At 57.3% G+C, this 13,401-nt stretch carries 7 protein-coding genes and 1 pseudogene; 7 read left to right on the top strand and 1 reads right to left on the bottom strand.

Annotated features, from left to right (window positions below; genetic code table 11):
• Window positions 1–19: 19 nt before the first annotated feature.
• Window positions 20–1,051 carry a hypothetical protein gene (locus G7Z99_RS14820; protein WP_181095012.1) on the bottom strand — a complete coding sequence of 344 codons (1,032 nt, stop codon included), beginning with the start codon at window positions 1,049–1,051 and terminating at the stop codon, window positions 20–22.
• A 258-nt stretch (window positions 1,052–1,309) separates the two neighbouring features.
• On the opposite strand from G7Z99_RS14820, the gene G7Z99_RS14815 reads away from it, so the two are divergent.
• From G7Z99_RS14815 to G7Z99_RS14785, 7 genes and pseudogenes are all read left to right on the top strand, one after another.
• Window positions 1,310–3,163: a type VI secretion system Vgr family protein gene (locus G7Z99_RS14815; protein WP_181095010.1), complete on the top strand. Its 1,854-nt coding sequence runs from the start codon at window positions 1,310–1,312 to the stop codon at window positions 3,161–3,163.
• Between the two features lie 10 nt (window positions 3,164–3,173).
• Window positions 3,174–3,761: a DcrB-related protein gene (locus tag G7Z99_RS14810; RefSeq protein ID WP_181095008.1), complete on the top strand. Its 588-nt coding sequence runs from the start codon at window positions 3,174–3,176 to the stop codon at window positions 3,759–3,761.
• 31 nt (window positions 3,762–3,792) lie between these two features.
• Window positions 3,793–4,260, top strand: a complete 468-nt coding sequence (locus tag G7Z99_RS14805; RefSeq protein ID WP_181095006.1) for a DcrB-related protein — start codon at window positions 3,793–3,795, stop codon at window positions 4,258–4,260.
• 6 nt (window positions 4,261–4,266) lie between these two features.
• Window positions 4,267–8,484 (top strand): RHS repeat-associated core domain-containing protein, encoded by a 4,218-nt coding sequence (locus G7Z99_RS14800; protein ID WP_258197048.1) that lies wholly within the window; start codon window positions 4,267–4,269, stop codon window positions 8,482–8,484.
• Entirely contained in the window at window positions 8,485–8,898 is a 414-nt protein-coding gene (locus G7Z99_RS14795) for an immunity 22 family protein (RefSeq protein WP_181095004.1), read from the top strand. It abuts the gene before it with no gap.
• A 568-nt stretch (window positions 8,899–9,466) separates the two neighbouring features.
• Window positions 9,467–12,721: pseudogene (locus G7Z99_RS14790) on the top strand (RHS repeat-associated core domain-containing protein); the annotation flags it as partial.
• A complete protein-coding gene (locus tag G7Z99_RS14785; RefSeq protein WP_181095002.1) occupies window positions 12,722–13,279 on the top strand; it encodes an imm11 family protein in 558 nt (185 codons plus the stop codon).
• Window positions 13,280–13,401 lie beyond the last annotated feature (122 nt).

The raw sequence follows: 13,401 nt of genomic DNA, 5'->3' as shown, positions 1-13,401 counted from the left end.
AGAACGCGCAGGCATGGGGTCAGAACCCCGGCAGGTTGAACGTGGGCAGCTTCGGCAGTTTCGGCAGGCTGGGCATGTTGGGCAGTTCGGGCCGTGGCCATCCAGGCAGGTTCAGATCGCCCGGTTGAAGCTTGCGCAGCACCCACGACTTCGCTTCGTCGTACAACTGCTCGGCGATGCCGTCGGCGATCTCGCTCACAGTCTGTTGGGCGTACTTGCGCAGATCGTCCACCTTGATCTCCGCCAACTGCTCCTGCAGGGCCTGGATGTGGTCGACGGCATAGCGCAGGCCGGCCTTGACCGAGTTCTTGATCCCGTAGTGGTTGTCGAGCGCGTTCAACCCCCAGCCAATGGCCAGGACTACGGCAGCCCCGGCGATGGCCGGCGCGGCGGCAAGGGTGAAGACGCTACCGACCGCCAGCGCCGCCGCATAGCCGATGGCCGAGGCAACGCCCGCCTTGACCAGCTCGACACCTATCCCGGCGAACAGGTCGGACCAGACGCTCTCGTCGTTGAAGAACCACTCGACCGCCTCGATGCCGACCCCGACGTAGCACGACAAACGAAACCCCGAGAGGGCAGAGCCACGGATGCCGTAACGACCGATGCCCATTTCGACGATTTTCGAGTGCGTTATGCTGTAGCGCGTGCCTTTCAAGGCGCTGCGCAGACCGGGATAGCCCGACAAGATGATGTATTGTTTGCCATTGCGCACGGAGATACGAGCCTTGGTGCCGATTCCGCCAAGGTCGCGGACCATCTTGACGATGTTCTTGAGGTCCAAGGTAGACATCGCCAGGGGCACACCCGCATTGGTGTTGACGAACTCGTGCACGGTCGCGTCGTAGACCGATTTCACCGGATCGTAGATGCCCGTGAGTACGCCAGCCTGGCTTCGCGTACAGGCCTGCGGCGATTGCGTGCCAACACCGGCCATCTGTAGCCCCGTCCCAGGCAGCATGAGGTCTGCCACCGCAAAGATCATGACTTCACGGTGGTTCTTGTCCATATCGCATTCGACGCGGCTGAGTTGCTCTTCGCTCAGGCTCATGGCGATTCTCCCTGTGATCGCGAACGTCGAGCCTTGCGCTCGACGGCGGGAGCCTACACCGGGCTCAGGGGTCAGGGCAAACCGACCCGTCCCGCGGCGCGCGTGGCGTGTACGCGGCCGGGCCAGAGCCTGTCAGCCCTGTACGCACCGTGCGGACAAGACATGAGTGGTTACTTTGTGGCCTAGTGCCATCATTTGACAGCCGGGCGCGTTGGCGTTTTCATTGGATGCTTTTCCGACTGCTGCAGGATGCTTGGAATGATTATGGATGCTGTGAAGTCGATGCTGAGCCAGAACAAACGGCTGTTCACCTTCGACTCGCCATTGCCGCCCGAGCAGGAGCTGCAACTCCTGAGTTTCTCCGGCCGCGAAGCCATCTCCGAGCTGTTCAGCTTCCAGGCGCACCTGATCTCCCAGGACGCGCGCATCGAACTCAAGAAGCTGATCGGCAAGAAAGTGACGCTGGGCATCGCCCTGGCCGATGGCAGCACACGCTACATCAGCGCACACGTCTCCGACTTCGTGCACACCGGGGCCGATGCCGGCATCGCCAATTACACGGCCGAGCTGGTGCCGTGGATCTGGATCCTCAGCCGCCGCCGCGACTCGCGCATCTTCCAGGACAAGACCACCGAGCAGATCGTCAAGGAAGTCTTCGCGTACTACCTGACCCTTGCCGAACACGAATTCCGCCTGAGCAAGCCGCTCAAGCCCATCAGCTACTGCACCCAGTACCAGGAATCGGACCTCAACTTCGTGCTGCGCCTGCTGGAGCAGGAGGGGCTGTTCTTCACCTTCGAGCACACCCAGGAAGGCCACCGGATGATCATCAGCGACGACAGCAGCGAGCTGCCGCCGCTGGAGCGTCAGCCGGTGATCCGCTACCACAGCGCCTCGGTCACCGAGACCGCCGACTCGATCACCACCTGGTCGTCCAGCCGCCGCCTGCAGCCGACCCGGCTGACCCTCAAGTCCTACGACTACAAGCAGCCGCGCAACCCGCACCTGGTGCAGCTCGACTCGATCAACCAGCAAGGCGAGGTCGGCCAGTACGAGATGTTCGAGTACGAGGGGCTATACGGCTATTCCGACCTCGACGAAGGCACCCGCAAGGCCCGCCACCGCCTGGAAGCCATGGAAGTGCATGGCAAGACCTTCAACGGCGAGAGCAACTGCCGGGCCATGGAGCCGGGCCGCCACTTCCAGCTCACCCAGCACTACGACCACGACAACGACGCACCGGCCGATCGCGAGTTTCTGCTGCTGTCGGTCAACCACTGGGGGCGTAACAACTACTCCAACGAAGGCGAAGCAGGCTACCGCAACAGCTTCACCTGCATCCGCCGCAAGATCACCTTCCGCCCGATGCAGCACACGCCACGCGGCGTCATCAGCGGCCCCCAGACCGCCATCGTCGTCGGCCCACCGGGCGAAGAGATCTACACCGACGAACTGGGCCGGGTAAAGCTGCAGTTCCACTGGGACCGCAATGGCGAGTTCAACGACCAGAGTTCGTGCTGGGTGCGGGTGGCGCAGTCTGGTGCCAGTGGTGGGTTCGGCAGCATTTTGATCCCGCGCGTGGGCGACGAGGTCGTGGTGGTGTTCCTCGACGGCAACCCGGACCGGCCGTTGATCATGGGCAGCCTGTACAACAGCAACAACACGCCACCGTGGTCGCTGCCGGCGAACAAGACCCAGAGCGGGTTCCTGACGCGGTCGATGAAGGGGGATGGCGCGACGGCCAACTTCTTCCGCTTCGAGGACAAGGCGGGCGCCGAGCAGATCATCATGCATGCCGAGCGCAACATGGATACGGAGATCGAGCTGGATGAAACCCACGACGTGGGCAACAACCGCACCATCACCGTCGGCGGCACGCACACCGAACAGATCAAGAAAGACACCGTCGTCCAGGTGACCGAGGGCTCCTACACCCTGCAGGTGGACAACCAGTTCATACAGGTATCGGCCAACGAGCACATCATCCTGAAGGTCGGTGACAGCAGCATCACGATGACCCCCGAAGGTATCGAGATCAAAGGCAAGGTCATCGTCACCACCAGTACCGACACCACGCAGATCACCGGCGCCGCCGTGCGGATCAACGACTGAGGCCAGGCGCATGTACAAGCCTTCGATCTACGACCGTATCTCTGCCAAGCGCGCCGCCCAGGAAGAGGCGGCACGCCTGGCCAAGCTGGCAGAGGCCGCCAGCGAGCAGGAAGCGGCTGTCGAAGCCGCCGTGCCCGTCCCCGTGGCGGCGCTCGATGTGGCCAGCAGCTTCACCTTCGCCGGTTTCAACCTCCAGTTCCCACAGCACTTGCGGTTTCGCGATGTGCAGACAACGCTCGAACACGAGGGTGAGCTGATCGCCCTGAGTATCCGTCGGCGTGACGTGCGTGCTGCGCAGACGCTGGATCAGCTGTTCGAGGCGGCTATTCAAGCCTTGCGCGAACGACATCCGCAGCTGCGCGTGATTCGCCAGCGCGACGGCCATCTGGCTGGCAACCCGGCCAAGGTGCTGGACTTTCATTTTCAAGCCGGCGGTGAGCCCTGCCATGGCCGCCTGATCGGTGCATTGGTGCCGGTCGAAGGCGCTGAAACGCCCCAGTGGATGGACCTATCCACCGTGATCGATCCGACCCGTCCCGGTCTGAGCCAATGGCTGGCCGAGTTCGATCAGGTATTGGACGGCCTCGCGCTGCGCTGACCTCTTTTTCGTTATCAGGAAATCTCATCGCATGGATTACGAGTTGCAGGAAGGCAGCATCGCGCTGCCAGAAGGGTTCGACGATCGTACCGTCAACATGTTCGTGCTGGGGTCCAGCATCCCGGCACCACTGAGCATCACCGTCTCGCGCGATACGCTGCTGCCGGATGAAACCTTGCAAGCCTACGTCGATCGCCAGATCAAGATGCTCACGTCCAAACTGCGCGGTTACACGCGCATCGGCAACACAGCGGTTGCACTGTCGACCACCGCGCCCATCCCTGGCATCCAGATCGACGCGTACTACATGAACCAGGGCCGCCCGCTGTACCAGCGCCAGGCAGCCTTCATTACCCGCCCTGGACGGGCCTTGATCTTCTCCACCACGGCTCAGGCCGATTTCAGCGCCGAGCAGACCCAGGACTGGAACAACCTGCTGGCCAGCTTCACCCCACGCGCCGCGGCTACGACCGGCACTGAGCCAGGCGAGCAGGAGTAACGCCCCATGTTCGAAGCGGCCCGGTTCGGCGACGAGATTTCGCACACTGGCGCGCTGGGGGGCTTCCTGATCGGAGCTGCCCTGGGTATCGCGCTGGTGGCCACGGTGGCGATCGCCACGTTCACCTGTGGGTTCGGCGTGGCCTTGCTGGCCGGCCTTGCAGCTGGCGTCGGAGGCAGCTTGCTGACCGCCGCCGGAGAGGCGCTAGGCAGTTTGTTGACGTCCCCCTCAGGGACGATCACCACTGCCTCACCGAACGTCTTCATCAACAGCCGCAAAGCCGCCCGCGTCGAAAAGAGCATCGGTGCCTGCGACAAGCACCCAGGGCCGGTGCAGATCGCCGAAGGCTCGACCAACGTCTTCATCAACGGCGTCGCTGCGGCCCGCAAGGGCGACAAGCTCACCTGTGGCGCCACCATCACCAGTGGCTCGGGAGACGTGATCATCGGCGGTGGCACCTACCGCTATCTGCCCGTGGACGACGAAGTGCCCGAGTGGTTGCGCACCACGGTGGATGTCCTGATGGCCGTCGCGGGCGCGGCGGGTGGTATCGCCCAGCTGATCAAGGCAGGTACGCAGGCCGGCATGAAGGCCATCATGCCTTGCGCCCTGAAGTTCACCGCAGGCTTCGTGGCCGGTGAAGTCGCCAGCCGCTACGTGGTCGAACCCGTGGCACGACGCGCCATCGGTGGCCTGGTCGGCAATCCCGTGGACCTCACCACGGGCCGCAAGGTCATCCCCGACGAGCTCGACTTCAGCCTGCCCGGCCTGATGCCGATCGAGTGGACCCGCTTCTACGCCAGTGATCTCACCGTCGACAGCGTGCTGGGCCGCGGCTGGGTCCTGCCGTGGGAGCAGAGCCTGCGTCGCCAGGACAGGTTCATCTACCTCACCGACAACCAAGGCCGTGAAGTGCCATTCGTGGCCCTGCAGCCAGGCGAGCGCATCTACAACCCGCATGAGCAGGTGTACCTGGTCTGTACCGAAGGCGGCCATTACATCCTGCAGACGCTGGACAACCTGTTCTTCTACTTTGGGGAAGTGCCGGATACCAACACCAATGTCCCTATCGAGCGTATCGAAAATGCGCTGGGCCACTTCCTGCACTTCACTCGCACGCCCGATGGCAGGCTGACCGACATCAGCGCCACGGGCGGTGTTCGCGTGCACCTGCACTACGACCACCCCCTGGGGCGCCTGACCGACGTCAAACGCGTGGTGAACAACGAAGCAGTCGAAACGCTCACCCAGTACCGCTACGACGAACACGGCCAGCTCAACGCCGTGGTCAACCGCAATGGCGATACCGTGCGCAGCTTCAGCTACGCCAACGGGTTGATGGTCAGCCACAGCAACGCACTGGGCCTGACCTGTCATTACCGCTGGGACACCCTGGCGGGCAAACCCCGCGTGGTCGATCACTGGACCAGCGATGGCGAACACTACCGCTTTCGTTACGACATCGAGGCGCGCACCAGTTGGGCCACCGACGTGCTCGGTCGCGAGTTGCAGGTGCACTACAACGCTGATCATCGCGTCATCGCCAGCCGTGATTATGGCGGTGAGCGCTACGCCGTCGAACTGGATGAGCAAGGCAACATGGTCGGCCTGGACCTGCCCGACGGCAACCGGCTGACCTTCGTCTACGACGAGTACGCCCGTCTGCTCGAAGAGGTCGATCCGCTGGGGCGCAAGATCACCTATGAGTACCACCATCTGACCACGCTGGTGACCCAGGTCAGCTACCCCGACGGCAGCACCTGGAAGGCGCGCTACGACGACAAGGGCAACCTGCTCGCCGAGTTCGACGCACTGGGGCAGATGACCGAATACCTCAATGGCGAGGACGGCCTGCCGCATACCATCATCGATGCGACATACAAGTCCAAGTACCTGTGGTGGAACAACCGTGCGCAGGTCGAGCGTTTCCAAGACTGCTCGGGCAAGAGTACTTGGTATCGCTATGACGAACGCCAGCATCTGGTAGCAGTAACCGATGCGCTGAATCAGACTACGACGCTGGAGCGTAAGCCTGATGGTGAGGTGATTCGGATCATTCACCCGGATGGTACGACGGAACGCTTTACCTACAACGTTCACGGCCAGGTGCTCAGCCACACCGATGGCAAGGGCCAGACCGTGCAGTTGATGCGCACAGGACGAGGTTTGCCGAGCAGCCGGCAGGATGCCAAGGGTCAGCGGGTTCGCTACGAGTATGACAAGGCCATTCGCCTGACGGCGTTGGTCAACGAGAACAATGCCACCTACAGCTTTGCCTACGATGCCTCGGATCGCCTGACTGAAGAAGTGCGGGTCGATAACCTGACACGGCGCTTCAGCTACGACATCGCCGGTCATCTCACCTGCCTGGATGAGATTGGCTACGGTGAGCGTGGCGAGCGGCCTGAACGTCATACCCTGTTCGAGCGTGACAAGATCGGTCGGTTGATCGCCAAGCTCAATGGCGACGCCAAGCAGACGTACGCCTACGACGATGTCGATCGGTTGTTGAGTGTCGAGCGACATCCGAGCGATGTGGGCAAGCGCGTCGGGGTTACTGGAGAGAAGCTTGAGTACGGCTACGACATATTGGGCCGACTGACCCAAGAGATTACGCCAGACGGTACCTTAAGCTATGAGTATGATCCTCTAAGCAACCTGACCACACTCACGTTGCCCGATGGCCGCAAGATCAATCACCTGTATTACGGCAGTGGTCACCTGCACCAGTTAAACGTGGATGGCCAGGTCATCAGCGACATGGAGCGAGATGACCTGCACCGTGAGGTATATCGCACACAGGGCAAGCTCACCAGCTGCTTTGGCTACGACGCCATGGGCCGCAAGGCTTGGCAGTATGCCTCGACACTGCCTGCTGACAAGCTCTCGCAGGTTCATAATGCGGGGATTCAGCCGGCGCTGTATGTGGAGCACGCGTATAACCCAATCCATCGGCGTTACGAGTACGATCCAGCCGGTGAACTGGTGCGTACGTTGGACAAGCTGCGCGGTGAGATCACGTACGAGTACGAAGCCAACGGCCAGTTGCGTAGCCGCAATACCGGCTCGATCACCACCAGCGAGAGCTTCCGCTACGACCCGGCAGCCAACCAGTTGGACTTCGATGCGCGGCAGTTCGACAAGGTGAAGGACAACCGGATTCGGCAGTGGCGGGATCAGGAGTACCGGTACGATCCGTGGGGCAACCTGATCGAGAAGCGCTCGGGGCCTAGCAAGGTGCAGTACTTCAGCTATGACTGCGAGAACCGGCTGGTGCGGGCGGAGACGTTCCGTGGGGGACGGTTGGAGAGCAAAGGTGAGTACCGCTACGACAGTCTTGGGCGGCGAGTGGCCAAGCGGGCTGAAATCGAAGGTGTGGTGGAGCAGAAGCGCTTCCTTTGGCAAGGGTTGCGGATGCTGCGCGAGGAGACGCCTGGGCAGAACATTGTGTACCTTTACGAGCCGGGGAGCTATGCGCCGTTAGCGCGGGTCGATCAGGTGGAAGGGGAAGGGCAGGAGGTCTATTACTTTCATACGGATCAGATTGGGACGCCTCTGGAATTGACTGATGGTAATGGGAAAATAGTTTGGCAAGGAAAGCATCAGGCTTGGGGGGAGGCTGATTTACCGATTCGAGATTCAGTTGAGCAGAATATAGTATTCCCAGGTCAGTATCTAGATAAAGAGTCAGCCTTACATTACAATATTTTTAGGTATTACAGTCCGAAAATTGGCAGGTACTTAACCCAGGACCCAATAGGGTTGAGGGGAGGGTCGAACCTTTATGCGTATGTGCCTTCTCCTACCAACTGGATCGACCCACTGGGGTGGGTGCCTTGGCCAAAAAATGGCTTTGATTCTTGGTTTAATAATGCCTCGGTTCAGGATATTGTCGATAATAAAAAGGCTGTTGAAGGTGCTCTTCGACGTCCAGGGGGCATGCATGAAATGTTCCCGGTATCCCTTGCCTCCAAGGCTAAAGAACTCGGGTTCACTGCTCAAGAGCTAAAGGAACTGACAGTTCCGACTAAAGACATTACATTTGTTGATGTGATAGATAGCAAAGGGAGGCTCGTCGAAAGCGGACCACATCATGGGAGCCGGGCAGGCAGATTTTTCCATAACCAATTGATTAAAGATCTAAACCGTGCGCAGAGTAAATCTCAAGCGCTCAGTGTGATTGAGTCTCACCATAGTAAGCATATGAAGCTAGGAGCGTGCTAAATGAGTGCGGAAAGTATCGATCAGTATGATAAAGTTCACGTATGGGTTGGAACTAACTTTTCTCCCGAAGATGAATATCTTAAATATTTCGAGCTAGACTACTCGGTTGATATAGATGATCCTTCCTATCGGGTTTGCGGTTTTTGTAAGGACATTGGTATTACATGGTATGATGAAGACTTTATAGGGATTATGCCGAGGAAAGAAAAAGAAGTTGGCATTGATGAAATATTAGTTGACTCTGCAGTTGATCGTGATTTACTGCCCGAAGTAAAGTCTCAGTGTCTGAGATTGGGCCTTTCCAAGGCAAACGCAATATTTTGGTATTCTGATGGAAGTGTTGAGGTTCCAGATTCAGAAAATTTAGAATATAACGGATTGAAATATGTAGGGTTATACGAAGGAGAGTCATGACTAGTTGTGGCGGTTAAATTATGTGGGTGGCGATCTTTACGCTGCACAAGATGCTAAGTGCTGCGATTTATTGCTCAAGAAGTCAATCTTGGTAAGCTGGATAGTAGCACAAGCTTGATTTCCTGCATTATGTTCGTGGTTTCCTACGGTAAGCGTAGGTGGCCACGATATTGCGGTGATGAACGTGATTGACTGCCTAGTGAAGTCTGTCAAGGGGAAGGGGTTTTAACCTTTTTGTTGGCGCATGTAAAGATTTAACAAGTGGTCCTTTTTAACATGCCTTGCGCAATTTTTTTGGGTGCTTATTTTGCTTTGTTGTTAGAAGTTTGAGTTAATGTTTTTATGATTTATTGGCGCGATCTTTAATAATCTGGTTTAATATTTTAGCTTGATGGGTCCTGCATGGACTTATGCGGTGCTCTTGTTGCGCTTGCAAAAGATTATTCTCAGCTCTCATAGTTGGCGAAGGTGATTTTAGATTCAACTTTAGTGGTGTTCTTGTTCATATGCCAGCGACTTGATTGTCGCGGTTGAGTCTTGCCGTGGGAACTGAGTCTGCGTCGCCAGAAAGCGCATCTACAACCCGCATGAGCAGGTGTATCTGGTCTGTACCGAGGGCGGCCATTACATCCTGCAGACGCTGGACAACCTGTTCTTCTACTTTGGGGAAGTGCCGGACACCAACACCAATGTCCCTCTGGAGCGCATCGAAAATGCGCTGGGCCACTTCCTGCACTTCACCCGCGACAAAACCGGCAGGCTGACCGACATCAGCGCCACCGGCGGCATTCGCGTACATCTGCACTACGACCACCCCCTGGGGCGCCTGACCGACATCAAACGTGTGGTGAACAACCAGGCGGTCGAGATACTCACCCAATACCGCTACGATGAACACGGCCAGCTCAACGCCGTGGTCAACCGCAACGGCGATACCGTGCGCAGCTTCAGCTACACCGACGGGTTGATGGTCAGCCACAGCAACGCATTGGGCCTGACCTGCCATTACCGCTGGGACACCCTGGCGGGCAGACCCCGCGTGGTCGATCACTGGACCAGCGATGGCGAACATTACCGCTTCCGTTACGACATCGAGGCGCGCACCAGCTGGGCCACCGACGTGCTTGGTCGCGAGTTGGAGGTGCACTACAACGCCGATCACCGCGTCATTGCCAGCCGTGACTACGGCGGCGAGCGTTACGCCGTCGAGCTGGATGAACAGGGCAACATGGTCGGCCTGGACTTGCCCGACGGCAATCACCTGACCTTCGTCTACGACGAGTACGCCCGCCTGCTCGAGGAAGTCGATCCGCTGGGCCGCAAGATCACCTATGAGTACCACCACCTGACCACGCTGGTGACCCAGGTCAGCTACCCCGACGGCAGCACCTGGAAGGCGCGCTACGACGACAAGGGCAACCTGCTCGCCGAGTTCGACGCGCTGGGGCAGATGACCGAATACCTCAATGGTGAAGACGGACTGCCGCACACCATCATCGATGCGACGTATAAGTCCAAGTACCTGTGGTGGAACAACCGTGCCCAGGTCGAGCGTTTCCAAGACTGCTCGGGCAAGAGTACTTGGTATCGCTATGACGAACGCCAGCATCTGGTAGCAGTAACCGATGCGCTGAATCAGACTACGACGCTGGAGCGTAAGCCTGATGGTGAGGTGACTCGGATCATTCACCCGGACGGTACGACGGAGCGTTTCACTTACAACGTCCACGGCCAAGTGCTCAGCCACACCGATGGAAAGGGCCAGACCGTCCAGCTGATGCGCACAGGGCGTGGCTTGCCGAGCAGTCGCCAGGACGCCAAGGGTCAACGAGTCCGGTACGAGTACGACAAAGCCATCCGCCTGACGGCGCTGGTCAACGAGAACAATGCCACCTACAGCTTTGCCTACGATGCCTCGGACCGCCTGACTGAAGAGGTGCGGGTCGACAACCTGACCCGGCGCTTCAGCTACGACATCGCCGGTCATCTCACCCGCCTGGATGAGATCGGCTACGGCGAGCGAGGGGAGCGACCTGAGCGCCATACCCTGTTCGAGCGCGACAAGATCGGTCGGTTGATTGCCAAGCTCAACGGCGACGCCAAGCAAACGTACGCCTACGACGATGTCGATCGGTTGTTGAGTATTGAGCGGCACCCGACCGATACAGGCAAGCGGCTAGGGATCACCGCGGAGAAGCTCGAGTACGCCTACGACGTGCTGGGCCGACTGACGCAAGAAATCACGCCCGACGGCACGCTGGGTTATGAGTACGACCCGCTGAGCAACCTGACCACGTTGACCTTGCCCGATGGCCGCAAGATCAATCACCTGTATTACGGCAGCGGTCACCTGCACCAGCTGAACGTGGATGGTCAGGTCATCACCGACATGGAGCGCGATGACCTGCACCGCGAGGTCTATCGCACCCAGGGCAAGCTCACCAGTTGCTTCGGTTACGACGCCATGGGCCGCAAGGCCTGGCAGTACGCCTCGACGCTGCCTGCCGACAAGCTGTCGCAGGTGCACAACGCCGGGATTCAGCCGGCGCTGTATGTCGAGCATGCCTACAACCCGATTCACCGGCGTTACCAGTACGATCCTGCCGGTGAACTGGTGCGCACGCTGGATAAGCTGCGCGGCGAGATCACGTACGAGTACGAAGCCAACGGTCAGTTGCGTAGCCGCAATACTGGTTCGATCACGACCAGTGAGAGCTTCCGCTACGATCCAGCAGCCAACCAGCTGGACTTCAATGCGCGGCAGTTCGACAAGGTCAAAGACAACCGGATCCGGCAGTGGCGGGACCAGGAGTATCGGTACGATCCGTGGGGCAACCTGATCGAGAAGCGCTCGGGGCCGAGCAAGGTGCAGTACTTCAGCTATGACTGCGAGAACCGGCTGGTGAGGGCGGAGACGTTCCGCAATGGTCGGTTGGAGAGCAAGGGTGAGTACCGCTACGACAGCCTTGGACGGCGAGTGGCCAAGCGGGCTGAGATCGAGGGTGTGGTGGAGCAGAAGCGCTTCCTTTGGCAAGGATTGCGAATGCTGCGCGAGGAGACGCCTGGGCAGAACATCGTGTACCTGTACGAGCCGGGGAGCTATGCGCCGTTAGCGCGGATCGATCAGGTGGAAGGGGAAGGGCAGGAGGTCTATTACTTCCATACGGATCAAATTGGAACACCGCTGGAATTGACAGATAGTCGAGGAGGAATCGTTTGGCAGGCGACATATAGTTCGTGGGGTGAAATTGAACGCGTCCACGTCAATAAGATTCAGCAAAGCTTGCGGTTCCAAGGTCAGTACAGTGATAGTGAAACCGAATTGCATTACAATACATTCAGGTACTATGATCCTGAAAGCGGTAGATTTGTTACTCAGGACCCGATCGGACTAGAGGGTGGCTTTAACCTCTATCAGTATGCCGCCAACCCGTTGGGTTGGTTGGATCCGACAGGTCTGGCAACTTACAACACTATGCCTGGCATTTCGGGTTTCCAGAAGCATCATATCATTCCGCAACAGCTACGTGATCATTCGGTTTTGAAAGCAGCGGGCATGAATATCCATGAGTCGAAAAATATAATTTATTTGCCCAAGTACGCTGAAAATCACCCAGTGAGAACTGTACATAGAGGATCCCATCCAGAGTACAATGCAAAGGTCCTAGAAAGTTTAGACGAAATTGAGTTGAAAGGCCTAGAAAACGGATGGGGAAAAGAAGAATATCGCAGCGCGGTTAATAAGCTTATAAGTAAGAATCGTCAAGGGTTAAGGCGAGGAAAAATAGGGTTGAACAAAAATTCAATAAGGAGCACCTGTTAAATGAAGCTAAAATTTCCAGATGATAAATATCCTGAAAAATACTGGCTTAAATATGATCGAGAAGTCAATCCGAGGCACGTTGAGTTCTTGCTAGGAAAAAGAATTGATACAAAAGGCAATGCTATTTTATTTTTTCTTAAAGATAAAGTTAGTTTGGCAGCCATCAGTAAATACGACTTCCTTTACAGTGATGGGGCTGATGTGGTAAGTGAGAATGTCGCCAAAGTACTTAATGAGATTTGTCCTGATGATATTCAATTGTTGCCGGCTATAGTAAATGTAAATGGCGTGGTTCTTTCGGGTTATTATGCTTTGAATTTGCTAAAGTCAGAGCCTGCTTTGGATTTGGAAAATTGTGTCTACTCTTATTTGGGAGAAGATGCTGACGCTCCAAAGAGATTCGAAAAAATAGCTCTTTTAGACAGGGAACCCTCGTCTGATATTTTCAGGGCTTCGGAAAAAAGGACTAGTATTATTTTATCGGACCGACTTGCAAAGGAGTTTGAAAAAGCTTCGGTGAAAGGCATAAAATTTGTATCAAAAATTGAAGGTTTTTAGAGGTCGCTTGTAATCCGCTGTTTAATGCTAAGAATAGTTGCGATTATGTTCTTAGAAAATCGGAGAGTAAGTCATGTTGCTATCCTACTAGAGCCTAGCAAGCAATCATGTGTCTAGATTTT

Origin of the sequence: Pseudomonas entomophila (assembly GCF_013523165.1) — a bacterium.
In the GTDB taxonomy this organism is placed as follows: Bacteria; Pseudomonadota; Gammaproteobacteria; order Pseudomonadales; family Pseudomonadaceae; genus Aquipseudomonas; species Aquipseudomonas entomophila_A.
Note: the sequence above shows the minus strand (reverse complement) of the source record. Positions and strands in the feature narration are given on the sequence as shown.

Excerpts from the sequence above, each read along its gene's own strand:
- G7Z99_RS14795 (WP_181095004.1), top strand. The coding sequence starts at position 8,485 with ATGAGTGCGGAAAGTATCGATCAGTATGATAAAGTTCACGTATGGGTT.
- G7Z99_RS14785 (WP_181095002.1), top strand. The coding sequence starts at position 12,722 with ATGAAGCTAAAATTTCCAGATGATAAATATCCTGAAAAATACTGGCTT.
- G7Z99_RS14800 (WP_258197048.1), top strand. The coding sequence starts at position 4,267 with ATGTTCGAAGCGGCCCGGTTCGGCGACGAGATTTCGCACACTGGCGCG.
- G7Z99_RS14815 (WP_181095010.1), top strand. The coding sequence starts at position 1,310 with ATGATTATGGATGCTGTGAAGTCGATGCTGAGCCAGAACAAACGGCTG.
- G7Z99_RS14820 (WP_181095012.1), bottom strand. The coding sequence starts at position 1,051 with ATGAGCCTGAGCGAAGAGCAACTCAGCCGCGTCGAATGCGATATGGAC.
- G7Z99_RS14810 (WP_181095008.1), top strand. The coding sequence starts at position 3,174 with ATGTACAAGCCTTCGATCTACGACCGTATCTCTGCCAAGCGCGCCGCC.
- G7Z99_RS14805 (WP_181095006.1), top strand. The coding sequence starts at position 3,793 with ATGGATTACGAGTTGCAGGAAGGCAGCATCGCGCTGCCAGAAGGGTTC.